This is a genomic window from Pseudomonas sp. RIT-PI-o, assembly GCF_001297215.1.
In the GTDB taxonomy this organism is placed as follows: domain Bacteria; phylum Pseudomonadota; class Gammaproteobacteria; order Pseudomonadales; family Pseudomonadaceae; genus Aquipseudomonas; species Aquipseudomonas moraviensis_A.
This window is the reverse complement of record NZ_LHPA01000021.1, coordinates 254387-278652: the sequence shown is the minus strand read 5'-3', so window position 1 is coordinate 278652 and position 24266 is coordinate 254387. Positions and strand designations below refer to the sequence as shown.

The following is a 24266-nucleotide window of genomic DNA, read 5'->3' as shown; positions in this document are numbered from 1 at the left end:
TCAGAGCAGTTCTCCCTTGTCCCACAGACTCACCAGCTCCCCGGGCGCCTGGTTCTCCGGCACTTTCAGCACCATTTCCCCGGACTGATAGCGTACTTCAATCTGAAAGAAGCGTTGATCCCCACGCCCGGATTCGCTGTTGTCCAATGGCAGACAGCCCTCCAGCACCGAGCAGATTCTCGAACGCTGATTGATGTCGCATTGCGCGAATTCGATTTCCCGTGGGCGGCTCAGGCTGTGAATCGCTGCAACGCCACCCTGGCGAGATACGCGCAAAACGGAATCGTCATCCAGCTCGGGTAGCGTTTTCATACAGCCTCCTCGGATTATTCGATACCGACCTGTGCCCAGGCCTGCTGAACTGCGTCGGCTGCTTCGGCGCCGAAGCGCTGGCCGGCATGGTCGATGGTCAATTTTGCGAACGCGTCGAACGTTGCCTCCTGGCTCAATCGGTCATCGCACAGCGTGTCATACCAGATCTTCCCGGCCTTTTCCCAGGCAAAGCCGCCGAACGCCTGGGCCGCCAGATAAAACGCACGGTTGGGAATGCCGGAATTGATGTGCACGCCGCCATTGTCTTCGCTGGTGATGACGAACTTGCGCATGTGATCCGGTTGCGGATCCTTGCCCAGCAGCGGGTCGTCATATGCCGTGCCGGGGTGTGACATCGAGCGCAGGCCCTTGCCCTGGATCTTCGGCATCAGCAGGTCGGCGCCGATTAGCCAGTCTGCCTGCTCGGCGGTTTGCCCGAGGGTGTATTGCTTGGTCAGCACACCGAATACGTCCGAGAGCGACTCGTTCAGCGCGCCGGACTGATTGGCGTAAATCAGACCGGCCTCGCTTTCGGTGACGCCGTGGGCCAGTTCATGGCCGATGACGTCGAGCGAGCGGGTGAAGCGCTGGAAGATTTCGCCATCGCCGTCCCCGAAGACCATCTGCGCGCCGTTCCAGAATGCGTTCTCGTAACCTTGCCCGTAGTGCACGCTGCCAATCAGGGCGAATCCCTGATTGTCGATCGAGTCGCGACCGAGCACTTTCCAGAAGAAATCATAGCTGGCACCCAGCGCATCGTAAGCCTCATCGACCGCCGGATCCCCCGACGCCGGCTGGCCCTCGAGGCGCACCGGCATGCCCGGCAAGAGCATTTTGTTCTGCGCATCATGCACGCTGCGCCGGGCCAGGCCGGGTTTGGTTGCCTCCGGCAGAATCGCCCGCGCCGGCGGCTGCGAAGGGCGGCCGGGGTTGGGCAGCAGGCTGCGTACATGGTTGAGTGTTTGCATCGCAGCGTTGCGTTGCGGCTCGGAGCCGTGGGCAATGATGCGGTTGAGGATGTAGGGCGGAATGAAACTGCGCAGCAATCGAGAGTCGGTCATCAAAGCATCCTTGTCGTCATACGATGTCGATACACATGTGAGCGGCGACGCGGGTTTTCGGTTCCATGGATTGCCATCGGCGACGGATTCTGCGAAAAACGCCGCCTGCGAAAAATCTCAATAGAGCCAACGACATGACAGACGAACTGCAAATCATCGAGCTGCAACCGGGCGACGGCAAAGCCGCGGTGAAAGGCGCACTGATCACCACTCAATACACCGGCTGGCTGGAAGACGGTACTGAGTTCGACTCGTCCTGGAGCCGAGGCAAACCGTTTCAGTGCGTGATCGGCACTGGCCGCGTGATCAAAGGCTGGGATCAGGGCCTGATGGGCATGCAGGTCGGCGGTAAACGCAAATTGCGGGTGCCGGCGCATCTGGGGTACGGCGAGCGGACCATGGGCAAGATTCCGCCGAATTCGAATCTGGTGTTTGAAATTGAGTTGCTGGAGGTTTTGACGCGGGAGGATTGAGGTCTGAGGAACGTGCGTCTGGATGAAGCCACCCTCATCCAAACGCTCGCAACTTCGGATGCTCAGGTGAACATCTCTATATCGTCAATCGTGTCCTCAATGATGCCCCGCAACGAGGGCATCCGATGGCTTACGTTTTCGAGCGCCGGCAAAACGGTTTCGGTATCCAGTCTTCCATGCCGACGAGCGATATGGCCCAGGGCGGTGATGGCACAGGCAGCGATCGCTTCGGTTTCGCTGGAGAGATGCTGGAAGCAGATTTGCTGAGCCCAGTTGCCATCAGGTTCATTCAAACCAATGGAAATCAGTGCGCGAATGACATTTTCCTGAGCGCCGCTGGCCAGTAATCGTATGGATTCATCATGATCTATTGACGGGTCTTGGTAGGTGAGGCTCACTTTCTTGCTCCCAGAATATCGCCCTTGCTGTCTACTTTCTTGGCTTTGATCAATGCGTTTTTCATGTCTTGATGAAGCTTATTCCAAGGCCTTACGTGTCCGTGGTAGACCTCACCACCAGTGCGATCAAAAACGACCAACTCATTGGCATCGGGATCGACTCCAATCCTGCGCGCAGATGTAGGCTTTACCTGAACCGAACTCTCCAAAGCCTTCTGCCCATTCGAGGGACCTTTGCTCTTGACCGGCGTGTCTTTTTTTCCATGGTAGTTGGCAGCGTCGAACTCAAGTGCCAAGACAATGTAAAGAGGCTTTATTCCCGAGTCAGCCGGAAAGACCAGAATAAAGTCTTGGTATTCAGGCGGGTAAACTGGATTGACAATGATTTTGTCCGCCTGCTCGGTCGGCGGATATACCCAGATGTGGGGAACCTGCGGCGCACTTTCCAGCGGCGGAATTGCCGATCCGCGTGACGAGTCTACCGAGGGAGTCCAGAGTAGGGTCGACCCATTGCCAAAATCTGCGACGTGCGAGGCGCCTTGCTTGACGAACTGGACGACAGGAATCATTTCCCAATCGCTGCGCGTTTGAGTGTTGTATCCGTATCCTTTCAACGTGCCGTCGGGCTGCTGTTCTACGTGCAATCGAACCCGAGTCCGAGCCGTCTCAAGCGACTGTAGCTGCTCCTCTGTGTAGAGAGCGCTATCGGCGAGACTCGATGGCCACAGCAGCGCAACCAATCCGAGCAACCCGCCTGCGACGACACCGCCGGTAGCCAGGCTTGTGCTACTTGCGGTCGCAGCGCTGGCGCTCAGACTGCCAGAGCTGCCGAGAGCAAAAGCCCCGATCGACGCTTGCAAACTGCTCGCGCCAATTGCCTTGAGTGCGATATTCCCGGCGGCGTCACGTTCACGCCCCGCTAGCAAGGACAGCGTTCCATAATCCGAAATTTTCCCAACCGGTATGAATCCGGATGGATTGGCATCATTGATGACGCCGTTCGGCAGCTTGCAACTCTTCGCAAACACACAGCCGCTTAAATTGTGCTGTTGTCGTATGGCCTGATTGCCAAGTCGATCTTCGTGAACCTGTTGCCGCGCCAGCATGTCTTCATAAGCGCCATGCGCGGCCTCGCGCTCAGCAAGTTCGCTGGCAGTCATGTAGCGGGTGGTGATGTGGTGTCCATCTCCCTCTGGCGGGTTTTGGACCCGGGGGATGTCTTTCTTGCGAGCCATGAGCGTCCTTGTCCGTTGTTAAAAAACGAAGCGGACGCTAAAGCAACGACGGAGTGATGGATGTAGGACGCGTCTGAAATTTTTGCAGTTGTCAGGACTGTAAAAAGATCAAATCCATTGCCAGACAGGTCAACATATCGCTTTACCCTCCCGCCCAAACCGCTCCCGATAAACCGACGGCGGTACGCCCACCACGCTGCGAAAAGCCACGCGAAAACTCTCCACCGATCGATAGCCGCAGCGCTGGGCGATCTGCTCGGTGTGTTGGTGTGTGCTTTCCAGCAACTCCCGCGCTCGCGCCAGGCGTTCATGTTGCAGCCAGGCTTTCGGCGATTGGCCGCTGGCTTCGGGGAAGCGCCGCAGAAACGTGCGCTCGCTCATTGCTGCTTCGCTGGCCAGATCGCGGACTTCCAGCGGTTCGTGCAGGCGTTCGCGGGCCCATTGCATGACTCGCGACAGGTCGCTGCGGGGTGTCGGGCTGACCGGGGTGGGGATGAATTGGGCCTGGCCGCCGGTGCGTTGCGGCGACATGACCAGGCGCCGCGCGACGGCGTTGGCGACCTGTGTGCCGAAGTCGCGCGCCACCAGATGCAGGCAGGCGTCAATGCCCGCCGCGCTGCCGGCGGAGGTGATCAGTTGGCCTGCATCGACATACAGCACGTCCGGATCGACCTCGATGGCCGGAAAACGTTGGGCCAGTTCGCTGGTGTAGCGCCAGTGGGTGGTGGCGCGGTGGCCGTCGAGCAAGCCGCTGGCCGCAAGGACGAACACCCCGGAGCAGATCGACAGCAACCGCGCGCCTCGGCCATGGGCCTGACGCAATGCGTCGATCAGCGCTGGCGGTACCGGGGCGTTGCGGTCGCGCCAGCCGGGGATGACGATGGTGCGCGCTTCGGCGAGGAGTTCGAGCCCGCCATCGGCCAGCACCTGAATGCCGCCCATGGCGCGCATCGGGCCTTGATCGACCGCGGCGATCGCATGCTCATACCATGGGAACTCGAACTCCGGTCGGGCCAGGCCGAAGATCTCCACGGCAATGCCGAACTCGAACGTGCAGAGGCCATCGTAGGCCAGAATGGCAACCAGATTGGGCTGAGTGAGCATTTGGCGGAAAACTCCCGGTCGGTGTCTTGCGCGCCACTGTAGCGGTAAGCGCCGTCTCGATAAAGTCTGTTCACCCCTCACAGACAAAGGAGCAACACAACATGCCCAGCCTGGTTCGCGACACCCCCGCCGCACCTTCGGCGATTGCCCTGATGCATTTCAGCAATCGTCTGACCTTCGAAACCGATTGTTCCGACGTATTCAGCAGCCACGAGGCCGGCGAGGTCGATTTTGTTCTGGTGGATGTGCGCGGTCCATTGGCGTTCGAGCGCGGGCATGTGCCTGGCGCGATCAATATCCCGACACGCTTGCTCACGGCGGAACGCTTGGCCGATTACCCGAAAAACACGTTGTTCGTGGTCTATTGCGCCGGGCCGCATTGCAATGGCGCGAACAAGGCGGCGGTGAAACTGGCCGCACTGGATTACCCGGTGAAAGAGATGATCGGCGGCGTTACCGGATGGTTGGATGAAGGCTTCAAACTGAGCGCGGCGTCAGTCGCCAAGACACCTGTCGCCTGCGAATGCTGATCCCTGTGCAGGAACTGCCGGAGGCTGCGATCTTTTGACGATTGTTCCCACGCTCTGCGTGGGGACGATCAAGATCAAAAGATCGCAGCCTTCGGCAGCTCCTACGGGGAGGATCAGCGTTTCTTGCTCTGAAAACAGTCTTGTCCTACAGCCTTCGCACCACCACGGCGCACGCCTTGACCCCCGTCAATGCGTGCGCCGATGTTCTGTAAGTATTTGTCGCTTAAAAACAATTGCCCCCGTGCGCGTCGCCATAGACTGCCGGCCACTTCGGTTTTTGCTGTTAGAACGCCATGACCGAACGCTGAATCGAAAGCTGCCAATAAAAGCCTCCGCACGGGAGTAATAAATGAAAAAGCTAGTGATGTTCGGTGCCTTGGCACTGTCGATGTTGTCCCTGACCGCTGTGGCCGATGATGCCAAGCCGATCCGCATCGGCATCGAAGCCGGATACCCGCCATTCTCGATGAAAACCCCTGACGGCAAACTCACCGGTTTCGACGTGGACATCGGCGACGCGCTGTGTGCGCAGATGAAGGTCAAATGCACGTGGGTCGAGCAAGAGTTCGATGGTCTGATCCCGGCTCTGAAAGTGAAAAAGATCGACGCGATTCTGTCGTCGATGACCATCACTGACGATCGCAAGAAAAACGTCGATTTCACCATCAAGTACTACCACACCCCGGCGCGCTTCGTGATGAAGGAAGGCTCCGGCGTCAAAGACCCGCTGACCGAGCTCAAGGGCAAGAAAGTCGGCGTGCTGCGCGCCAGCACCCACGACCGCTACGCCACAGAAGTGCTGGTTCCGGCCGGGATCGAACTGGTGCGCTACGGCTCGCAGCAGGAAGCCAACCTCGACATGGTGTCCGGGCGTATCGACGCGATGCTGGCCGACTCGGTCAACCTCAGCGACGGCTTCCTGAAAACCGACGCCGGCAAAGGCTTCGAATTCGTCGGCCCTACCTATGAAGACGCCAAGTACTTCGGCGGCGGTGCCGGCATTGCCGTGCGCAAGGGCGATACCGCACTGGCTGAGCAGTTCAACAAGGCCATCACCGAAATCCGCACCAATGGCGAGTACAAGAAAGTCCAGGACAAGTACTTCGACTTTGACGTGTACGGCCATTAATAAGCCGTAAGAAAAAAGTGGCCCCGTTTGCGCGGAGGCCACTTTTTTTGCACCCATGATTTATCCTGCGTTCATATTTGCCATGTAGGAGCTGCCGAAGGCTGCGATCTTTTGACTTTGCTTGTAAAAAACAAGATCAAAAGATCGCAGCCTTCGGCAGCTCCTACAGAAAAATCGGAGATTTCCCATGCAACGCATCGACCACGTTCTGCCCTGGAGCCATTTGGGCAGCGAGCGCTCTCTCAGCGTGTTCCGCTATGGCGCCGGCAGCCGTAAGGTGTACATCCAGGCCAGCCTGCATGCCGACGAGCTGCCGGGCATGCGCACTGCGTGGGAACTCAAGCTGCGCCTGAGCGAGCTGGAACAGCAGGGCCGCTTGCAGGGCGTCATCGAACTGGTGCCGGTGGCCAATCCGATCGGCCTTGATCAGCATCTGCAAGGCAATCACATGGGCCGCTTCGAGCTGGGCAGCGGCAAGAATTTCAACCGCGCGTTCGTCGAGCTCAGCGCCCCGGTGGCAGCGCTGGCAGGGGAGCGGCTCGGTGCGGATGCCGAGGCCAACGTCGCGTTGATCCGCGAGGCCATGGCTCAGGTCTTTGACGAGTTGCCGGCGGCCAAATCTCAACTGGAAGCCTTGCATCGCTTATTGCTGCGCCACGCCTGCGACGCCGACATCACCCTCGATCTGCATTGCGACTTCGACGCTGCCATTCACCTGTACGCGCTGCCGCAACACTGGCCGCAGTGGCAACCACTGGCGGCGCGGCTGAAGGCGGGTGTGGCGTTGCTGTGCGAGGATTCCGGCGGCAGCTCGTTCGATGAATCTTGCTCGACGCCTTGGTTGCGTCTGGCTAAAGCATTCCCGCATGCGGCGATCCCGGCGGCGAACCTGGCAACCACGCTGGAGCTGGGCAGCATGGGCGACACCCGTGTCGATCAGGCCCGGGCCAACTGCGAAGCGATTCTCGGCTTTCTCGCCGAGCAGGGCTTCATCAGCGGCGAATGGCCAGCAGCCCCGAACGAGTGCTGTGAAGGCCTGCCGTTCGAAGGCACCGAATACCTGTTCGCCCCGCACCACGGCGTAGTGAGTTTCTTGCGCAACGCCGGTGAATGGGTAGAGCAGGGCGATGCGCTGTTCGAGGTCGTTGATCCATTGCAGGATCGCGTGACCACCGTGCGCGCCGGCACCAGCGGGGTGCTGTTTGCGATTGATCGCGGGCGGTATACCGAACCGGGGATCTGGCAGGCGAAAGTGGCGGGGCGGGTGCCGTTTCGTACCGGCAAGTTGACCAACGACTGAGGATTTCCGTCGGCTTCAATGGCCTCATCGCGAGCAGGCTCACTCCTACAGGGGGAACGCATTCCAAATGTAGGAGCGAGCCTGCTCGCGAAAGGGCCATCAGCCACACCACAAAATTTGGATCCTCCGCCGAGGATGTTAGGCTCCCCCGCGAACCCGACACTCTGTGAAGGAACGCTCCATGCTGAAACTATTCGTCCTGCTAACGCTGCTCGCATCCACCGCCGTCCACGCCCAAACCACCCTGCAATCCGACCTGCCGCTCAAATACCTCGAACAGGTCCACGCCGATGCCGAGCCGCGTCCGCTGGTGATTTTCCTGCACGGTTATGGCAGTAACGAGGCCGATCTGATCGGTATGAAATTTCAGCTGCCGGCGCAGTACAACTACCTTTCCGTGCGTGCGCCGATGAGTCGGGGTGAAGGACGTTACCAGTGGTTTCGCAAGAAGGGCGACGGTGCCTACAACGGCGAGACCGATGATCTGAAGGTCAGCGGCCAGAAGCTGCGCGACTTTATCGCTCAGGCGGCGAAGAAATATCACGCCGCGCCGGACAAGGTGTACCTGATCGGCTTCAGCCAGGGCGCGATGATGAGCTACGAAGTGGGCCTGCGCGCGCCAGCGGCCGTGGGCGGCTTTGCCGCGTTGAGCGGGCGCTTGTTGCCGGTGCTCAAGGCCGAACTCAAGCCCGGACAGGCGCCGCTGCCGCTGAGCATCTTTATCGGCCACGGCACCGCCGATGATCCGGTGCCTTACCGCCATGGCACCGAGGCCAACGCGCTACTGCAGAAACTCGATTACCAGCCCGAGTTTCACGCTTATCCGGGCGTCGGCCACAGCATCAGTGCGGCCGAATTGCGCGATCTGAATGGCTGGTTGCAGCGGCTCAATCCTTGACGATGGCTTTGACCAAGGCATCGTGAGTCTTCTTGTCGCTGGCGCGGGAAATCACCTGCACCAGCGCCATCTTCGTCCCTGAGCCGGCCAGTAGCGTGGTGTTCAGCGTCTGGCCACCGCCCTGGGTGGCGGTGCTGTCAACCTGGCGCAGGCCAAGGCCGGTGCCTTTCTGGGTCAGGCTTTTTTCGCTGAGCTTGTTGAAGTCCGGCAGCGCCTTGCGCTGATCGTCGATGAAGCTCGACACGCTGCCGTCGAGGAATTCACTGTCGTTATTCTTGACGTTCTGCCCTGCGGGGATCTGGTTTTCCGCGGCGATGACCACGGTTTTGGTCGCCTGATTGGTGTACATCGTGCCCTTGGCCCCGCTCGGGCTGGCGGGCAGCGGGTCGGCGACAAAGCCTTTGGGCAGGACAAAGGCAAACTTGCCGTCGAGCATCGAGACCTTCTCGGTTTTGCCTTTTTCCTTGGCTGCTTGCGCACTGATCGCACCGAATCCGGCGACGGCCGCCAACATCAGGATGACGGCTTTTTTGCTCAACAATGACATCTGAATCTCCGGGAATTGGTCGCGCGAGGCGGGCGATCATCCCATGGAGCGTGCCGGGGATTCCAGCGCGATTCGTCCGGACGGTTATTACGCTTGCGCCCTGGCCACTGTCCGCGCCAGCAGACGCCGGGTCACTCCCAGCATCGCGACCGAAACCGCCACGCCTACGGCAAAACCGCTGAGGCCCATGCTTGGCAACGTCAATGCCGACACCAGGCAGAATGCCGAAAACGAATACATGCCGGTCGCCGTTGCGCGCAGTAACGCGGCGGTAAACGCTGGGCCGCGGGTTTGTTGCGAGAACACCGCCATGACGCTGCCGAGCACCGGGAATACCGCGAGCAGGCCGCTCCAGCGTTCGCCAACGGTGCTGGCGAGCAGCGTCACTACCAGCGTCAGCGCCGCGCCGGCAATCATCCGCCAGATCAGTTTGTCCGATTTCGGCGCCGGCCCGTTCAATACGGGTTGCACTTCAGGAAACAGGTAAGGCGATGCCAGCAGTGCTACCGCCGCAGCAATCACCGAGAACGGCAAGGACCCCGGAATCACCGATAACACCGCCGCCAGCACGCCCCAAACCGCCAGCGAAATCGTAAGTGCCCACGGCCAGTTGGCGCGTTGCGCGACCTGCGCATAGGTGATGCAGAAGGCAATCATCGCGAACATTGCCGACAGCGCCGCCACCGCGGATTGCGCAGCGAACTGCGGGCCTTGTTCGATGGCGAGGAAAAACAGAATCGGCCCGACCACCACCGGCAACCCCGACAGCCACCCCGCCACGCTCGGGCCCCAGCGCTTGCCCGCCAGAGAAATCAGCAGGAGGAAACCGGGAATCAGCAGCAGTTTGAGAATCAGCACGCGGGTGTCTCCGTCGGGTCAGGGTGAGCCACGTTAGCACTGCGCCGACAAGATTGCTGCCGATGTTTGCAAACTTTGTATACAAAATTTCAGGCGTGAATCCGGCTATGCTTGGAGCATCACGACGCGCGGAGACAAAACGGCGATGAACAGGACACCGAAGCTCGTCCGTGGCTGCTGTGGCATTGGCTTGTGGGCGCTACTGCTGACACCGACATGGGCCAGTTGGCAAGACGCCGTGCCCGGTGCGCAGATCATCGGCAGCGGCGATTTCAGTGTGTTCGGCTTCGATGTCTACAGCGCACGCCTGTGGAGTGCCGCGCGTCCGCTGGCGGCCGGCCAGCCCTTTGCCCTGGAGCTGATCTACCGCCGGGCGATCTCGCGCGATGATCTGGTCAGCACCAGCGTCGACGAAATCAAACGCCTTGGCGGCCCCCGCGTCAGTCCGGCGCAACTGGCCGACTGGCAGGTGCAGATGCAGCAATCGTTCGTCGATGTGCAGGCCGGCACGCGTATTACCGGCGTGTATCTGCCGGGGCAGGGTGCGCGATTTTTTATCGGTCAGAAGCTTCAGCATGAAATCGAAGATCCGCAATTTGCCAAGGCGTTTTTTGATATCTGGCTGGATCCGCGTACGCGCAGTCCTGAGTTGCGCGAGCAGTTGTTGGGCGTGAGTCAATAAGATCAGAAGATCGCATTCCACATGCGGGCGCCGCCAGCTGCGATCTTTTGCTCTTCAACGCTTTGTTCGAAACGACTAAGCTGCCGGGCTCCCGTGTTTGTTTCTGGATGTGTGCGTGAAATTCAGCTTGCCCAAAATCGCCACTGCGCCGTTTTGCCCGCCGGAAGTGGCCGGCAGTGTCGCGGTCGATCCCACTGCTTCATTCTTCAAGCGCGTGCTGCGTTTTGCCGGCCCCGGTTTGCTGGTGTCGATCGGCTACATGGATCCGGGCAACTGGGCCACCGCGATCGAGGCCGGTTCGCGTTTTGGTTACAGTCTTTTGTTCGTGGTGCTGTTGGCGAGTCTGGCTGGCATGGTGGTGCAGTGCCTGTGCTCGCGGCTGGGCATCGCCACCGGCCGCGATCTGGCGCAACTGTCCCGCGAGCGCTACAGCACGCCGACCGCACGCCTGCAATGGGGGCTGGCGGAAATCTCGATCATCGCCACCGACCTCGCCGAAGTGCTTGGCTGCGCACTCGCGTTTCACTTGCTGCTCGGCTGTTCGCTGACTTTCGGCATCGCCCTGACCGCGTTCGACACACTGCTGGTGCTGGCCCTGCAGAACCGTGGTTTCCGCCGGCTCGAAGCGATCATGCTGGTACTGGTCGCGACCATCGGCGTGTGTTTTTTCGTTGAGCTGTTGCTGATCAAACCTTACTGGCCGGACGTGGCGCAAGGCTTCAATCCTTCGCTGTCGGCCATCGGCGATGCCGCACCGCTGTATCTGGCCATTGGCATCCTCGGCGCCACCGTCATGCCGCATAACCTTTACCTGCACACCTCGATCGTGCAGACGCGAATGATCGGCAAGGATCTGGCGAGCAAGCAGGATGCGGTGAAACTGGCGCGCATCGACACCATCGGTTCGCTGGCCCTGGCGCTGCTGGTCAATGCGGCGATTTTGATTCTCGCAGCGGCGGCGTTTCACCAGTCCGGGCACACCGATGTGGTCGACATTCAGGACGCCTATCACTTGCTCGATCCGCTGGTCGGCGGTGCGCTGGCAAGTGTGTTGTTCGGCGTGGCGCTGCTCGCGTCCGGACAGAGTTCGACCTTCACCGGGACCATCGCCGGGCAGGTGATCATGGAGGGCTATTTGAACCTGCGCATCCCGTGCTGGCAGCGGCGTTTGATCACTCGCGGGCTGGCGCTGATTCCGGCTTTTATCGGCGTGTGGCTGATGGGCGATAACGCGATCGGCAAGTTGCTGGTATTGAGCCAGGTAGTGCTCAGCCTGCAACTGCCGTTTGCCTTGTATCCGTTGATCCGCATGACCAACGATAGACAGCTGATGGGGCCGTTTGTGAATCGCTGGCCAACCCGGGTGCTGGCGTGGGGGCTGTTTGTGTTGATCAGTGGGGCGAACAGTTGGTTGATCTTGCAGTGGGCGGTTTGATTGTTGAGTTGCGGTGGATGTTTTGGCCTCTTCGCGAGCAGGCTCGCTCCCACAATGTTGAGTTCATCACTGGGCCAATGTGGGAGCGAGCCTGCTCGCGAAGACTGATCATCAGCCGCCGCTAATGATGAACAGTGGAACCCGGCCATTGAGCGATGGCCTGTAATCCCAGCTCAGGCTATTCAGACCAAGGCTGCTGGCAAGGATTTGATTCAAAGTCGCCCCGGCAATACTCATCGCCAACGCTTGCCCCGGACACTGATGCCGACCACTGCCAAAACTGAAACTTCGACGGTTGGCGCGCTGCGGCACGAACTCCTCCGGCCGTTCATTCAGCGCCGGATCGCGATTGGCTGCGGCCAACAGCAGGAGAACTGCATCACCCGCTTCAAGCCGCACGCCATCGATTTCGCATGGGGCAGCAACAAAGCGTCGGGTGTTCTGTACGGGCGGGTCGAAGCGCTGAACTTCCGCCAATAGATTCTCTATCGGTGTTGCATGTAATTCAGGCTGGCGCTGCAACGTTACCAACGCATTGCCGATCAGGCCGGCGCAGGCTTCGAAGGTCTGCGAGCACAGGCCGATGAGGTTGGCGATCAATGTATCTTGATCGCCATCGAAACGTTGGGTGATCCCCTGCAATAGCGCGCTGTTCATGTCGGGATCGGCCAACAATTCGATGAAATAACCGCGCAACTGCGTTGCGGCAGCATGCGCGGCGGCGAGTTGCAGGTCATTGCTCAACGGTGACAGGCACGCGACGAAATCGGCAGTCAGTTCGCTGATCGTCCGGCTCTGCGCCGGCGTGAAGCCGAGCGACGTTGCGACCACGGCGACCGGGCCGCGAAACATTGCGTTGTACAAACCGTCGGCATCCGCTGTGAACAGTCGGGCAGCAACCAGCTCACCTGCCTCGCTCTGATCGATCAGCCCCAGCGCCGGTTCGATGGCCGAGCGTGGGCAGCGCTGGCGCTCGCCGTCATTCATGCGCATCAGTCGGCCGAACACCTCGCCGGCCGGACCTTGGGCAATGGCTTGAGGCACCGGTTCCTGCACCGGGCGCACCCGGCAATCGGCGTGCGCCAGCACCGCACACACCGCCCGCGCGCTGCTGGCAACCCACAGTTGCAAATCCTCGTTAAAGGCCAGTCCGCCGCCCGCACGCAGCTCTGAATAGTAAGGATAGGGATCGGCGTGAGTCGCAGCGCGGAGCGGGTCCATGGTTGGCAGCCTTGTCAGCAGAGAAAGTGTTGCTACTATCTGCAGTCCTTGCAGGCGACGATTCGTCCGGGAGCGAACTATGCACGCAGAACATCAGGACATCGGCGTTTCCCAAGTGGCCGCCGCCATCGCCGAGCCGGCGCGAACGAAAATCCTCTGTTCGCTGATGGACGGCCACGCCCGCACCAGCACCGAATTGGCGACGATCGCCGAAGTCAGCGCCTCGACCGCCAGTGCGCACCTGGCGAAACTCAAGGATCTGGCACTGGTGCGCCTGCATGTGCAGGGCCGTCATCGCTATTACAGCCTTGCCGATCAGCGGGTGGCGCAAGCGCTGGAAGCGTTGATGGTGATTGGCCAGAATGCTGCGCCGACGTTCAAGGCGCACACCCCGGATCGCCTGCAATTCGCCCGCACGTGCTATGACCACATGGCCGGAACGCTGGCGGTGTTGTTGCATGACCGCTTGATTGCAGGCGGTTGGCTGGTGCAAACCGACGAGCGGGCGTATCGCCTGAGCGACAGTGGCGAGGCGTTGTTTCTCGGGCTGGGTATCGAAGTGCGGGACCTGACGACTCTGCGCCGCAAGTTTGCCTGCCCGTGCCTCGACTGGAGCATGCGCCGCCCGCATCTCGGTGGCTCGCTGGGCGCGGCCTTGTTGCAAACGGCGCTGAAGCGCAAATGGGTGACGCAGGATCTGGACAGTCGGGCGCTGGCGTTGACGGCGGTGGGGCGCAAGGAGATCAGTGCGCGTTTCGGCTTTGAGTTGCCGTTGGACGGGCAGATCAAAAGATCGCAGCCTTTGCGTTCTGAGGGGTTTCATACCTCGTGACTGTCACCACCATCCCACAGGATTCACTGGCAGCCGACGAGGGGTCATCCATCGGCTTGTTTCACGGCGGTCGAGCCTATACTGTATATGCACACAGTAAAGAGTCCGTGCCATGCAAATCATTGACAAGCTCAGCATCCTCGCCGACGCCGCCAAGTACGACGCCTCCTGCGCCAGCAGCGGTGCGCCCAAGCGCAACTCCGAGGGCAAGAGCGGGCTCGGTTCGACGGACGGCATGGGCATTTGCCACAGCTATACGCCGGACGGGCGCTGTGTGTCGTTGTTGAAGATTTTGCTGACCAACTTCTGTCTTTACGATTGCCAGTATTGTGTCAATCGCCGTTCCAGCGATGTGCCGCGTGCGCGCTTCACCCCTGAAGAAGTCGTCACGCTGACCATGGATTTCTACCGGCGCAACTGCGTCAGCGGCCTGTTTCTCAGCTCCGGGATCATCCGCTCGGCCGACTACACCATGGAACAACTTGTGCGGGTGGCGAAGTTGCTCCGTGAAGAGCACGAGTTTCGCGGCTATATCCATCTCAAGACCATTCCGGAAGCCGATCCTGCCTTGATCGAGGAAGCGGGGCGGTACGCTGATCGCCTCAGCGTCAACATTGAATTGCCCACCGATGCCAGCCTGCAAACTCTGGCGCCGGAGAAAGACATCACTTCGATCAAACAAGCGATGAACACCATCTACACTGGCGTGCAGACCGTATTGAACGAGCCGCGCTCGGCCAGGTTCGCACCGGCCGGGCAAAGTACCCAACTGATCGTCGGTGCCGATGACACCGATGACAGCACCATCCTCCACAGCGCCCAATCGCTGTATGGCAACTTCAGCCTGCGGCGGGTCTATTATTCGGCGTTCAGCCCGATCCCCGACAGCCCGAAAAGCGTACCGCTCGCCGCGCCGCCGCTGATGCGCGAGCATCGCTTGTATCAGGCCGATTTCCTCCTGCGCAGCTACGGCTATCGCGCGGACGAACTGCTCAAAGGCCCGGGAAACCTGGCGCTCGACATCGATCCCAAGCTGGCCTGGGCCTTGGAGAATCGCGAGGTGTTCCCGCTGGACCTGAACCATGCCGATGCGTCGCTGATCGCGCGGATTCCCGGCATCGGCTTGCGCACCACCGAACGCCTGGTCGAGCTGCGTCGTCAGCGGCGGATCCGTTACGAAGACGTGGCGCGAATGCGTTGTGTGCTGGCCAAGGCCAAGCCGTTCATCATCACCAGTGACTATCACCCGCAGCAGGCGGAAGTCACCAGCCACATGCTCTATCAGCAATTGCGCGACCGGCCGATGCCGCAGCAGATGGGGTTGTGGGGATGATCAGTCTGGATTGTGACGATCTCTTCGAAACGTGGCGGCAGCAGGCGCGCTGGTTGCTCAGCCATGAAGTCGATCCCAGTCTGGTGAGCTGGGCGGCGGAAGGGGTGGGTGATCTGTTTGCCAGTGATGAACAGGTGCCCGAAGGCCATGGGCCGTTTCAGGCGCGTATTCCGCGCGCGCTGCTCGACACCCTCGAACAGGCGGCGCGCTATCGCGGCGAGCAACGCTGGAGCCTGTTGTATGAAGTGCTATGGCGCGTCAGCCATGGCGACCGCACGGCGATGATGGCCGGCGACAAGCTTGGCAGTGAGTTGCAGCGACGCATCAAGCAGGTCAGCCGCGAGGCCCATCATCTGCATGCCTTTGTGCGTTTCATCGAACGCCCAAAGGATCTGCCCGGGCCGCAATATGTGGCGTGGCACGAACCGGCGCATGACATTTTGCACAGCGCCAGCGAGCACTTCATCGGGCGAATGGGCCAGCATCGCTGGTTGATCGCCACGCCGCGCGACGGTGTGTATTACGACGGTGAGCAATTGATTCACGAGCGGCAGTGCCCGATCGAATGGCAGCAACTGGCGCAGAACGTCGACGACCCCCATGGCGATTTGTGGTTGACCTACTACAGCCACATCTTCAATCCAGCACGGTTGAATCCGAAGGTCATGCAAGGGCATCTGCCAGTGCGGTTCTGGAAGAATCTGCCGGAGGGTGAGTTGATCCCGGGATTGATTACCCAGGCGCGAATGGGCAAGCAGCAGAATGGGCAGGCGAGCGGGATTTCGAGTCGCTCGGGCAAACGCATTGCCGCCAAAAATCAAAAGCAAGCCCTCACCCCAGCCCTCTCCCAGAGGGAGAGGGGGCCGACCGAGGTGTTCTCCCGTACTACACCGACTTGAAAGTTCGCGTCGAACTGGGGTTTTGAAAAGCACAAAAGATCTCCAGCCTTACACAAACAAAACCAACAACCACAATCAAAAAAGCCCCCCACCAATCACTCGGTGGAGGGCTTTTGAGCATCCGCAGTCGTCAGATCAAACCTTGACGATCCAGCCCGCAGGCGCTTCGATGTCGCCGGTCTGCACGCCAGTCAGCTCTTTGTAGAGCTTCTGGGTCACCGGGCCCACCTCGGTTTCGCTGTGGAACACATGCAGGTGATCGTTGTAGCTGATGCCGCCAATCGGCGTGATCACGGCAGCGGTACCGCAGGCACCGGCTTCCTTGAAGTCCGACAGCTTGTCGATCAGCACGTCGCCTTCAACCACTTCCAGGCCCAGGCGCGATTTCGCCAGTTCGATCAGCGACAGGCGGGTGATGCCTGGCAGCACCGACGGCGAGTTCGGGGTGATGAACTTGTTGTCGTGGGTGATCCCGAAGAAGTTGGCCGAACCGACTTCCTCAATCTTGGTGTGGGTCATCGGATCGAGGTAGATCGCGTCAGCGAAGTTGGCTTTCTTGGCTTTCGAGCCTGGCATCAGGCTGGCGGCATAGTTGCCACCGACCTTGGCCGCGCCGGTGCCTTGTGGGGCCGCGCGGTCGTAGCTGGAGATCTGGAAGTTGTGCGGAGTCAGGCCGCCCTTGAAGTAGGCGCCGACCGGAATGCAGAAGATCGAGAAGATGAACTCGGGCGCGGTGCGCACGCCGATGTTGTCACCCACGCCGATCACGAACGGACGCAGGTACAGCGCGCCGCCGGTGCCGTACGGCGGGATGAAACGCTCGTTGGCGCGAACCACGGCTTTGCAGGCTTCGATGAACTGCTCGGTGTCGACCGTCGGCATCAGCAGGCGCGCGCAGCTGCGTTGCATGCGCAGGGCGTTCTGGTCCGGACGGAACAGGTTGATCGAACCGTCCTTGCAGCGATAGGCCTTCATGCCTTCGAAGCACTGCTGACCATAGTGAAGGGCGGTGGAGCCTTCGCTGATGTGCAGCACGTTATCTTCGGTCAGGGTGCCTTTGTCCCACTCGCCATCGCGAAAGTACGACAGATAGCGCTTGTCGGTCTTGATGTAGTCAAAACCCAGCTTGTCCCAATTGATGCTTTCGTTACCCATGACACCCTCTATCACTGAACAACCGCCGAAACGGTTCAAGGCTTCTGACGTTTTTTTGGATGGGCACAACAATACTTCATTCTTGAGCGGTTTCGCAGCCCGGACTATCGGATGAGCGACAGATAGACCGCGTCAGCCTCAGGAATTCGCGAGCAGGCTCGCTCCTACAGGGGAATGCATTCCAGAATGTAGGAGTGAGCCTGCTCGCGATGGGGCCATCAATTCCACCAACGCTTACAGGTGCAGCGCATGCCCCAACGCACGCAACGCCGCTTCCTGCACCGCCTCACCCAGGGTCGGATGGGCATGGATGGTGCCGCCGATGTCTTCCAGCCGCGCGCCCATTTCCAGGCTTTGCGCAAATGCCGTCGACAATTCCGACACGCCAACGCCCACCGCTTGCCAGCCGACAATCACATGGTTGTCGCGACGCGCGACCACACGCACGAAGCCGCTTTTCGATTCCAGGGTCATCGCCCGACCATTGGCAGCGAACGGAAAGCTGGAAACAATGCAGTCCAGCCCGGCTACGGCGGCTTCGTCGGGGGTCTTGCCGACTACCACCAGTTCCGGGTCGGTAAAGCACACGGCGGCGATCGCGGTCGGATTGAATTCACGGCTTTTGCCGCTGATCAGCTCGGCAACCATCTCGCCCTGGGCCATGGCGCGGTGAGCGAGCATCGGTTCGCCGCTCACGTCGCCAATGGCGTAGACGTTGCGCATGCTGGTCTGGCAGCGGCTGTCGATCCTGATGGCCGAACCGTTCATGTCCAGATTCAGCGCTTCGAGATTGAAGCCCTGGGTGTTGGGCCTGCGACCGACCGCGACCAGCACCTGATCGGTTTCCAGATTCAGGGTTTCGCCTTGCGGATCGCGCACCTGCAACGTGCCGTCGAAACCCAGCACGCTGTGTTTCAGATACAGCTTCACGCCCAGTTGCTTCAATGCGTCATGCACCGGTTGCGTCAGTTCAGCATCGTAAGCGGGCAAGATACGGTCCTGCGCCTCGACCACACTGACCTCGGCGCCGAGCTTGCGATAAGCAATGCCCAGCTCCAGACCGATGTAACCGCCGCCGACCACGATCAGGCGTTTCGGTACAGACGTCGGCGCCAGCGCTTCGGTGGAGGAGATGATCGGCCCGCCAATCGGCAGGATCGGCAGGTTGACGCTGGTCGAACCGGTGGCCAGCACCAGATGCTCACACTGAATGCGCGTATCGCCGACTTCCACGGTTTTGCCGTCGATGATTTTCGCCCAACCGTTGACGACCTGAACCTTGTTCTTCTTCAGCAACGCAGCGACGCCAGTGGTCAGGCGATCAACGATACCGTCCTTCCACTCGACGCTTTTGCTGATGTCGAGGGTCGGCGCGGAAACATTGATGCCCAACGCCGAATGCTGGCTGTGATGCTGCGTCTGCTGAAACTGCTCAGCCACGTGAATCAGCGCCTTCGACGGAATGCAGCCGACGTTCAGGCAGGTACCGCCCAACGACTGGCCTTCGACCAGAATGGTCGGAATGCCCAGTTGCCCGGCGCGGATCGCCGTAACGTAACCGCCGGGGCCGCCGCCGATGATCAGCAGCGTAGTGTTCAGAGATTGCATGCGCGCCTTACTCCACAAACAAAGTGGCAGGTTGTTCGAGCAAGCCACGAATGGCCTGGATGAAGAGTGCCGCGTCCATGCCGTCGACCACGCGGTGATCGAACGAGCTGGAGAGGTTCATCATCTTGCGGATCACCACTTGGCCTTTGACCACCATGGGCCGCTCGACGATTTTGTTCACACCGACGATGGCCACTTCCGGCAGGTTCAGCACCGGCGTGCTGACAATACCGCCCAATGCGCCGAGGCTGGTCAGGGTGATAGTCGAACCGGACAGCTCATCGCGGCTGGCCTTGCCATTGCGCGCGGCGTTGGCCAAACGTGAAATCTCCGTGGCACTGTCCCACAGGCTGCGGGCTTCGGCGTGACGCACGACCGGCACCATCAAGCCAACATCGCTTTGTGTGGCGACACCAACATGCACCGCGCCGAGGCGAGTGATGACCTGGGCTTCGTCGTCATAACGGGCGTTCATCTGCGGGAAGTCGCGCAGGGCCACAACCAGAGCGCGGACGAGGAACGGCAGCAAGGTCAACTTGCCACGGCTGGTGCCGTGCTTCTCATTCAGATGAGCGCGCAGTTCTTCGATTGCGGTGACGTCGATTTCCTCGACGTAGCTGAAGTGCGCGGCACGTTGCGTGGCGTCCTGCATGCGCTGAGCAATCTTGCGGCGCATGCCTATGACTTGAATCTGTTCTTCGTCATTACGTTGAGCGTACGCGGCGGCAACGGGTGCCGAAGCGTTCGACTGACCTTGCGCCAGATAGGCCTCAAGGTCTTCGTGCAGCACACGACCGGCCGGGCCGGAGCCGCGCACCAGACGCAATTGAATACCCAGATCCAGCGCATGTTTGCGCACGGCGGGCGATGCGAGGGGGCGTTCGTCTGCTTCGCGAGCAACCATCGGGCCTTGGCAAACAGGCGCAGGGCGCGGCGCGGCTGCAGCAGGTTTGCTCTCAACAACAACGGCTTCAACTTTCGGCGTGACAGGCTCTTTATCGACAACAGGTGCGGCGGACTCTTTAAGATTGCCAGCCCCCTCGACCTCGATGCTGATCAGCACACTGCCGACTGCCATCACTTCACCCGGCTGACCGCCGAGGGCAATGACTTTGCCATGTACTGGCGACGGGATATCGACCATCGCCTTGTCGGTCATCACGTCCGCCAGCACCTGATCTTCTACGACCAGGTCGCCAACCTTGACGTGCCACTGCGACAGTTCTACTTCTGCGATGCCTTCGCCGATGTCCGGCATCTTGATAACGTGCGTGCCCATTCAGACCTCCATGACCCGTTTCAACGCCGCGCCCACTCGGGACGGCCCTGGGAAATACGCCCACTCCTGCGCGTGCGGGTAGGGGGTGTCCCAACCGGTGACGCGCTCGATCGGCGCTTCCAGGTGATGGAAGCAATGCTCTTGCACCAGCGACACCAGCTCGGCGCCGAAACCGCAGGTGCGCGTGGCTTCGTGAACCACCACGCAGCGACCGGTTTTCTTCACCGACTTGACGATGGTTTCCAGATCCAGCGGCCACAGGCTGCGCAGGTCGATGACTTCGGCATCGACGCCGGACTCTTCGGCAGCGACTTGCGAGACATACACGGTGGTGCCATAGGTCAGCACCGTCACGTCCTTGCCCGGGCGAGTGATCGCGGCAACGTCCAGCGGCACGGTGTAATAACCGTCCGGCACCTGGGCTTGGGGGTGTTTCGACCACGGGGTTACCGGGCGATCGTGGTGGCCGTCGAACGGGCCGTTGTACAGGCGTTTCGGCTCAAGGAAGATCACCGGGTCATCGTTTTCGATGGAGGCGATCAGCAGGCCTTTGGCGTCATACGGGTTGGATGGCATGACGGTGCGCAGACCGCAGACCTGAGTGAACATCGCCTCGATGCTCTGGCTGTGAGTCTGGCCGCCATAGATGCCGCCGCCGCAGGGCATGCGCAGGGTCATCGGTGCGGTGAACTCGCCGGCCGAGCGATAACGCAGACGCGCCGCTTCGGAAATGATCTGGTCGGAGGCAGGGTAGACGTAGTCGGCGAACTGGATTTCGGCGACCGGACGCAGTCCGTAGGCGCCCATGCCGACGGCCACGCCGACGATGCCGCTTTCCGAAATCGGCGCGTCGAACACCCGCGAGGTGCCGTACTTGGTCTGCAGGCCTTCGGTGCAGCGGAACACGCCGCCGAAGTAACCGACGTCCTGCCCGAAGACGACGACGTTGTCATCGCGCTCAAGCATCACATCCATGGCCGAGCGCAGGGCCTGGATCATGGTCATGGTGGTCGTGGTCATGGCGGTTTCCAACTGAATATTGTTGTTGTGATCGTTCATGTCAGATCCCCAACTGCTGACGCTGGCGCTTCAAGTGCTCCGGCATCTCTTTGTAGACGTCTTCGAACATGGTCGCGGCGCTCGGGATCTGGCCGCCGGCGAGGGTGCCGTACTGTTCGGCCTGTTTCTGCGCGGCAATCACTTCGGCTTCGAGTTCGGCGCTGACGGCGGCGTGTTCTTCCTCCGACCAGTGGCCGGCCTTGATCAGGTGCTGTTTCAGACGCGCGATCGGATCGCCAAGGGGGAAGTGGCTCCAGTCATCGGCAGGGCGGGATTTGGATGGATCGTCGGAGGTCGAGGGCGGGCCGGCGCGGTAGGGGACCCATTCGGTCATGGTCGGGCCGAGGGTGCGCCGGGCGCGTTCGGCAGCCCAGGCGGAAGCCGCGTAGACCGCGTAGAAATCATTGCCATCGACCCGCAGCGAGGCGATGCCGCAACCGACGCCGCGCCCGGCGAAGGTGGTGGCTTCACCGCCAGCGATGGCCTGGAAGGTCGAGATCGCCCACTGGTTGTTCACGACGTTGAGGATCACCGGCGCGCGATAGACGTGAGCGAAGGTGAGGGCGGTGTGGAAGTCCGATTCGGCGGTGGCGCCGTCACCGATCCACGCCGAGGCGATTTTCGTATCGCCCTTGATCGCCGAGGCCATGCCCCAGCCGACGCCCTGAATGAACTGGGTGGCGAGGTTGCCGGAAATGGTGAAGAACCCGGCGTCCTTGACCGAGTACATGATCGGCAACTGGCGGCCCTTGAGCGGATCGCGCTCGTTGGACAGCAACTGGCAGATCAGGTCGACCAGCGGCACCTCGCGCGCCATGAGGATGCTTTGCTGGCGGTAGGTCGGGAAGCACATGTCGTCGATGTTCAGCGCCAGAGCCTGAGCGCTGCCGATGGCTTCCTCGCCAAGGCTCTGCATGTAGAACGACATCTTTTTCTGCCGCTGGGCGACGACCATGCGGTTGTCGTAGATGCGCGTCTTGAGCATCGCGCGCATGCCTTTGCGCAGGATCTCGACCGGCACGTTTTCAGCCCATGGGCCGAGGGCGTTGCCCTGGTCGTCGAGCACGCGAATCAGGCCACGGGCCAGGTCGGCGGTGTCAGCAGGTTCTACATCGACAGGAGGTTTGCGCACCGTACCGGCATCGGTCAGATGCAGGTAGGAAAAGTCGGTTTTACAGCCGGGACGGCCCGAGGGTTCAGGGACGTGCAGGCGCAGCGGTTCATACGCTTGGGTCATGGCTTCTACGCTCGATCTTGTGAATTTCTTGTAGTGAGCTGGCAGTCATTCCTGGGTAGAGGAAATCTTGTCCTACAACAATCATAGGCGCGGGCAAGAAGAATATTTCTCTGTGTTTCGTTGCGCTGGCGACCATTTGCAGATAGAAATTCTGCATAAACATAAAAAACAGGTGGTTTTGTCTCATGCGCAAACTGGACCGTACCGACATCGGCATTCTCAACAGCCTTCAGGAGAATGCGCGCATCACCAATGCCGACCTCGCCCGTTCGGTGAATCTGTCACCGACGCCATGCTTCAACCGGGTCAAGGCGATGGAGGAACTGGGCCTGATTCGCGAACAGGTCACGCTGCTGGATGCCGACCTGCTGGGGCTGCACGTGAACGTGTTCATTCACGTCAGCCTGGAGAAACAGGTGGAGGAGGCGCTGCAGCATTTCGAGGAAGCGATCTCCGATCGGCCCGAGGTGATGGAGTGTTATCTGATGGCGGGCGACCCGGACTACCTGATCCGCGTGCTGGTGCCAAGCATCCAGTCGCTGGAGCGCTTCATGATGGATTTTCTGACCAAGGTTCCCGGCGTGGCGAATATTCGTTCGAGCTTTGCGCTGAAGCAGGTGCGTTATAAAACCGCGTTGCCGTTGCCGGCTAATGGATTGACGTTGGGAAACTGAAGATCAAAAGATCGTAGCCTTCGGCAGCTCCTACATTTGCACCGTATTCCAAATGGAGCTGCCGAAGGCTGCGATCTTTTGACGTTAAAGTTTGTTGAGCGGGATCTTCAGGTAAACCACGCCGTTGTCTTCCGCCGTTGGCATATTCCCCGCCCGCACGTTCACCTGAATCGCCGGCAGCAGCAACGTCGGCATGCCCAATCCGGCATCACGCTGGGTACGCATCTCGACGAACGCGGCTTCGTCAATCCCGTCATGCACATGAATATTGCTTTTGCGCTGTTCGCCGACCGTGGTCTGGCACTGCGAAGCGCGCCCTTCAGGCGGGTAATCGTGACACACGTAAAGCTTCACGCCGGCCGGAAAAGCCAGCAACTTCTGGATCGACCTGAACAATTGCTGGGCATTGCCACCGGGGAAATCACAGCGCGCGGTGCCGACGTCGGGCATGAACAGCGTGTCACCAACGAGGATCTGTTCGCCGTCGATCACGTAAGCCATGTCCGCTGGGGTATGGCCGGGGACGTGCAGGGCGGTGGCCTTGAGGTTGCCGATCATGAACGACTCGTTCGGCGCAAACAGGTGATCGAACTGCGAGCCGTCGATACGAAATTCCGGCTCGAGGTTGAACAGCGCCTTGAACACATTCTGCACCTTGCTGATCGATTCGCCGATGGCGATCTTGCCGCCCAGCTCGCGACGCAAGTACGGCGCAGCGGACAGGTGATCGGCATGGGCGTGGGTTTCCAGCAGCCATTGCACCTGCAGCCGGTGCGCACGGACGAAGGCGATGATCCTGTCCGCCTGCTCGGTGCCGGTGCGCCCGGCGGCGCCGTCGTAATCGAGCACCGGGTCAACGATTGCGCAGTGTCCGCCGTCGGCTTCATAGACCACGTAGCTGTAGGTCGAAGAGGCGGGGTCGAGGAACGCTTCAATCAGGGCGGGCATGGCAAAAACCTGTGCTGGGGAATTTCGGGTTGCAACACTTTATGTAAAAACATAATGTT

General features: G+C 60.5%; 25 protein-coding genes. 11 read left to right on the top strand and 14 right to left on the bottom strand.

Going from position 1 to position 24266, the window contains the following annotated elements; genetic code table 11:
- Window positions 1-312 (bottom strand): protealysin inhibitor emfourin, encoded by a 312-nt coding sequence (locus AEQ63_RS12295; protein WP_064363588.1) that lies wholly within the window; start codon window positions 310-312, stop codon window positions 1-3.
- Window positions 313-326: 14 nt separating this feature from the next.
- Window positions 327-1373 (bottom strand): M4 family metallopeptidase, encoded by a 1047-nt coding sequence (locus AEQ63_RS12290; RefSeq protein WP_064363587.1) that lies wholly within the window; start codon window positions 1371-1373, stop codon window positions 327-329.
- A gap of 134 nt (window positions 1374-1507) precedes the next feature.
- Between AEQ63_RS12290 and AEQ63_RS12285 the strand changes: the two genes are divergently transcribed.
- The gene (locus AEQ63_RS12285) at window positions 1508-1846 is read left to right on the top strand and encodes an FKBP-type peptidyl-prolyl cis-trans isomerase (RefSeq protein ID WP_064363586.1); all 339 of its coding nucleotides are present in this window, start codon (window positions 1508-1510) and stop codon (window positions 1844-1846) included.
- A gap of 62 nt (window positions 1847-1908) precedes the next feature.
- Here the strand turns inward: AEQ63_RS12285 and AEQ63_RS27220 are convergent, their stop codons facing one another.
- From AEQ63_RS27220 to ftrA, 3 genes are all read right to left on the bottom strand, one after another.
- Window positions 1909-2244 carry a hypothetical protein gene (locus AEQ63_RS27220; RefSeq protein ID WP_082367807.1) on the bottom strand — a complete coding sequence of 112 codons (336 nt, stop codon included), beginning with the start codon at window positions 2242-2244 and terminating at the stop codon, window positions 1909-1911.
- Complete coding sequence (locus AEQ63_RS12275) at window positions 2241-3479, bottom strand: S-type pyocin domain-containing protein (protein ID WP_064363584.1); 1239 nt, start codon at window positions 3477-3479, stop codon at window positions 2241-2243. The genes AEQ63_RS27220 and AEQ63_RS12275 overlap by 4 nt, the downstream gene beginning before the upstream one ends.
- Window positions 3480-3608: 129 nt before the next feature.
- Entirely contained in the window at window positions 3609-4583 is a 975-nt protein-coding gene (gene ftrA / locus AEQ63_RS12270; RefSeq protein ID WP_064363583.1) for a transcriptional regulator FtrA, read from the bottom strand.
- Window positions 4584-4684: 101 nt separating this feature from the next.
- Here ftrA and AEQ63_RS12265 point away from each other — a divergent pair, with 101 nt between their 5' ends.
- From AEQ63_RS12265 to AEQ63_RS12250, 4 genes are all read left to right on the top strand, one after another.
- A complete protein-coding gene (locus AEQ63_RS12265) occupies window positions 4685-5113 on the top strand; it encodes a rhodanese-like domain-containing protein (RefSeq protein ID WP_064363582.1) in 429 nt (142 codons plus the stop codon).
- A gap of 349 nt (window positions 5114-5462) precedes the next feature.
- Window positions 5463-6242, top strand: a complete 780-nt coding sequence (locus tag AEQ63_RS12260) for an ABC transporter substrate-binding protein (RefSeq protein ID WP_064363581.1) — start codon at window positions 5463-5465, stop codon at window positions 6240-6242.
- A 187-nt stretch (window positions 6243-6429) separates the two neighbouring features.
- On the top strand, window positions 6430-7542 hold the full coding sequence (locus tag AEQ63_RS12255) for a succinylglutamate desuccinylase/aspartoacylase family protein (protein ID WP_042609285.1): 1113 nt from the start codon (window positions 6430-6432) through the stop codon (window positions 7540-7542).
- Window positions 7543-7723: 181 nt separating this feature from the next.
- Complete coding sequence (locus AEQ63_RS12250; protein ID WP_064363580.1) at window positions 7724-8440, top strand: alpha/beta hydrolase; 717 nt, start codon at window positions 7724-7726, stop codon at window positions 8438-8440.
- Here AEQ63_RS12250 and AEQ63_RS12245 read toward each other — a convergent pair.
- Together AEQ63_RS12245 and AEQ63_RS12240 are read right to left on the bottom strand one after the other, a co-directional pair.
- Entirely contained in the window at window positions 8430-8987 is a 558-nt protein-coding gene (locus AEQ63_RS12245) for a hypothetical protein (protein WP_064363579.1), read from the bottom strand. The genes AEQ63_RS12250 and AEQ63_RS12245 overlap by 11 nt on opposite strands.
- Before the next feature lie 87 nt (window positions 8988-9074).
- Window positions 9075-9845, bottom strand: coding sequence for a hypothetical protein (locus AEQ63_RS12240; protein ID WP_064363578.1), 771 nt, complete (start codon window positions 9843-9845; stop codon window positions 9075-9077).
- Between the two features lie 145 nt (window positions 9846-9990).
- On the opposite strand from AEQ63_RS12240, the gene AEQ63_RS12235 reads away from it, so the two are divergent.
- Together AEQ63_RS12235 and AEQ63_RS12230 are read left to right on the top strand one after the other, a co-directional pair.
- Window positions 9991-10527, top strand: coding sequence for a chalcone isomerase family protein (locus AEQ63_RS12235; protein ID WP_064363577.1), 537 nt, complete (start codon window positions 9991-9993; stop codon window positions 10525-10527).
- Window positions 10528-10642: 115 nt separating this feature from the next.
- A complete protein-coding gene (locus AEQ63_RS12230; protein ID WP_064363576.1) occupies window positions 10643-11962 on the top strand; it encodes an Nramp family divalent metal transporter in 1320 nt (439 codons plus the stop codon).
- A gap of 111 nt (window positions 11963-12073) precedes the next feature.
- On the opposite strand, the gene AEQ63_RS12225 is transcribed toward AEQ63_RS12230, so the two are convergent.
- Window positions 12074-13183, bottom strand: coding sequence for a cytochrome P450 (locus tag AEQ63_RS12225; protein ID WP_064363575.1), 1110 nt, complete (start codon window positions 13181-13183; stop codon window positions 12074-12076).
- A gap of 79 nt (window positions 13184-13262) precedes the next feature.
- Between AEQ63_RS12225 and AEQ63_RS12220 the strand changes: the two genes are divergently transcribed.
- From AEQ63_RS12220 to AEQ63_RS12210, 3 genes are all read left to right on the top strand, one after another.
- On the top strand, window positions 13263-14015 hold the full coding sequence (locus tag AEQ63_RS12220) for an ArsR/SmtB family transcription factor (RefSeq protein ID WP_064363574.1): 753 nt from the start codon (window positions 13263-13265) through the stop codon (window positions 14013-14015).
- A gap of 112 nt (window positions 14016-14127) precedes the next feature.
- Window positions 14128-15348, top strand: coding sequence for a putative DNA modification/repair radical SAM protein (locus AEQ63_RS12215; protein WP_064363573.1), 1221 nt, complete (start codon window positions 14128-14130; stop codon window positions 15346-15348).
- Complete coding sequence (locus tag AEQ63_RS12210) at window positions 15345-16247, top strand: TIGR03915 family putative DNA repair protein (protein ID WP_082367805.1); 903 nt, start codon at window positions 15345-15347, stop codon at window positions 16245-16247. The genes AEQ63_RS12215 and AEQ63_RS12210 overlap by 4 nt, the downstream gene beginning before the upstream one ends.
- A 135-nt stretch (window positions 16248-16382) precedes the next feature.
- Here AEQ63_RS12210 and AEQ63_RS12205 read toward each other — a convergent pair whose 3' ends face one another.
- From AEQ63_RS12205 to AEQ63_RS12185, 5 genes are all read right to left on the bottom strand, one after another.
- Window positions 16383-17402, bottom strand: coding sequence for a branched-chain amino acid aminotransferase (locus tag AEQ63_RS12205; RefSeq protein WP_008086978.1), 1020 nt, complete (start codon window positions 17400-17402; stop codon window positions 16383-16385).
- Between the two features lie 234 nt (window positions 17403-17636).
- Window positions 17637-19010 carry a dihydrolipoyl dehydrogenase gene (gene lpdA, locus AEQ63_RS12200; RefSeq protein WP_064363572.1) on the bottom strand — a complete coding sequence of 458 codons (1374 nt, stop codon included), beginning with the start codon at window positions 19008-19010 and terminating at the stop codon, window positions 17637-17639.
- A gap of 7 nt (window positions 19011-19017) precedes the next feature.
- Window positions 19018-20289 (bottom strand): dihydrolipoamide acetyltransferase family protein, encoded by a 1272-nt coding sequence (locus AEQ63_RS12195; RefSeq protein WP_064363571.1) that lies wholly within the window; start codon window positions 20287-20289, stop codon window positions 19018-19020.
- On the bottom strand, window positions 20290-21348 hold the full coding sequence (locus AEQ63_RS12190) for an alpha-ketoacid dehydrogenase subunit beta (RefSeq protein ID WP_003224000.1): 1059 nt from the start codon (window positions 21346-21348) through the stop codon (window positions 20290-20292).
- A gap of 1 nt (window position 21349) precedes the next feature.
- Window positions 21350-22585 (bottom strand): 3-methyl-2-oxobutanoate dehydrogenase (2-methylpropanoyl-transferring) subunit alpha, encoded by a 1236-nt coding sequence (locus AEQ63_RS12185; protein WP_064363570.1) that lies wholly within the window; start codon window positions 22583-22585, stop codon window positions 21350-21352.
- Window positions 22586-22770: 185 nt separating this feature from the next.
- Between AEQ63_RS12185 and bkdR the strand changes: the two genes are divergently transcribed.
- Window positions 22771-23259, top strand: coding sequence for a Bkd operon transcriptional regulator BkdR (gene bkdR, locus AEQ63_RS12175; RefSeq protein WP_016775196.1), 489 nt, complete (start codon window positions 22771-22773; stop codon window positions 23257-23259).
- 84 nt (window positions 23260-23343) lie between these two features.
- Here bkdR and AEQ63_RS12170 read toward each other — a convergent pair whose 3' ends face one another.
- Window positions 23344-24207, bottom strand: coding sequence for an MBL fold metallo-hydrolase (locus tag AEQ63_RS12170; protein WP_064363568.1), 864 nt, complete (start codon window positions 24205-24207; stop codon window positions 23344-23346).
- Between the last annotated feature and the right edge of the window lie 59 nt (window positions 24208-24266).

What these genes read in the sequence shown, in the direction of transcription:
- bkdR (WP_016775196.1), top strand. Translation starts at nt 22,771, where the DNA reads ATGCGCAAACTGGACCGTACCGACATCGGCATTCTCAACAGCCTTCAG.
- AEQ63_RS12205 (WP_008086978.1), bottom strand. Translation starts at nt 17,402, where the DNA reads ATGGGTAACGAAAGCATCAATTGGGACAAGCTGGGTTTTGACTACATC.
- AEQ63_RS12285 (WP_064363586.1), top strand. Translation starts at nt 1,508, where the DNA reads ATGACAGACGAACTGCAAATCATCGAGCTGCAACCGGGCGACGGCAAA.
- AEQ63_RS12190 (WP_003224000.1), bottom strand. Translation starts at nt 21,348, where the DNA reads ATGAACGATCACAACAACAATATTCAGTTGGAAACCGCCATGACCACG.
- AEQ63_RS12255 (WP_042609285.1), top strand. Translation starts at nt 6,430, where the DNA reads ATGCAACGCATCGACCACGTTCTGCCCTGGAGCCATTTGGGCAGCGAG.
- AEQ63_RS12220 (WP_064363574.1), top strand. Translation starts at nt 13,263, where the DNA reads ATGCACGCAGAACATCAGGACATCGGCGTTTCCCAAGTGGCCGCCGCC.
- AEQ63_RS12245 (WP_064363579.1), bottom strand. Translation starts at nt 8,987, where the DNA reads ATGTCATTGTTGAGCAAAAAAGCCGTCATCCTGATGTTGGCGGCCGTC.
- AEQ63_RS12225 (WP_064363575.1), bottom strand. Translation starts at nt 13,183, where the DNA reads ATGGACCCGCTCCGCGCTGCGACTCACGCCGATCCCTATCCTTACTAT.
- AEQ63_RS12250 (WP_064363580.1), top strand. Translation starts at nt 7,724, where the DNA reads ATGCTGAAACTATTCGTCCTGCTAACGCTGCTCGCATCCACCGCCGTC.
- AEQ63_RS12210 (WP_082367805.1), top strand. Translation starts at nt 15,345, where the DNA reads ATGATCAGTCTGGATTGTGACGATCTCTTCGAAACGTGGCGGCAGCAG.
- AEQ63_RS12290 (WP_064363587.1), bottom strand. Translation starts at nt 1,373, where the DNA reads ATGACCGACTCTCGATTGCTGCGCAGTTTCATTCCGCCCTACATCCTC.
- AEQ63_RS12260 (WP_064363581.1), top strand. Translation starts at nt 5,463, where the DNA reads ATGAAAAAGCTAGTGATGTTCGGTGCCTTGGCACTGTCGATGTTGTCC.
- ftrA (WP_064363583.1), bottom strand. Translation starts at nt 4,583, where the DNA reads ATGCTCACTCAGCCCAATCTGGTTGCCATTCTGGCCTACGATGGCCTC.
- AEQ63_RS12170 (WP_064363568.1), bottom strand. Translation starts at nt 24,207, where the DNA reads ATGCCCGCCCTGATTGAAGCGTTCCTCGACCCCGCCTCTTCGACCTAC.
- AEQ63_RS12295 (WP_064363588.1), bottom strand. Translation starts at nt 312, where the DNA reads ATGAAAACGCTACCCGAGCTGGATGACGATTCCGTTTTGCGCGTATCT.
- AEQ63_RS12185 (WP_064363570.1), bottom strand. Translation starts at nt 22,585, where the DNA reads ATGACCCAAGCGTATGAACCGCTGCGCCTGCACGTCCCTGAACCCTCG.
- AEQ63_RS12265 (WP_064363582.1), top strand. Translation starts at nt 4,685, where the DNA reads ATGCCCAGCCTGGTTCGCGACACCCCCGCCGCACCTTCGGCGATTGCC.
- AEQ63_RS12215 (WP_064363573.1), top strand. Translation starts at nt 14,128, where the DNA reads ATGCAAATCATTGACAAGCTCAGCATCCTCGCCGACGCCGCCAAGTAC.
- AEQ63_RS12235 (WP_064363577.1), top strand. Translation starts at nt 9,991, where the DNA reads ATGAACAGGACACCGAAGCTCGTCCGTGGCTGCTGTGGCATTGGCTTG.
- AEQ63_RS12275 (WP_064363584.1), bottom strand. Translation starts at nt 3,479, where the DNA reads ATGGCTCGCAAGAAAGACATCCCCCGGGTCCAAAACCCGCCAGAGGGA.
- lpdA (WP_064363572.1), bottom strand. Translation starts at nt 19,010, where the DNA reads ATGCAATCTCTGAACACTACGCTGCTGATCATCGGCGGCGGCCCCGGC.
- AEQ63_RS12195 (WP_064363571.1), bottom strand. Translation starts at nt 20,289, where the DNA reads ATGGGCACGCACGTTATCAAGATGCCGGACATCGGCGAAGGCATCGCA.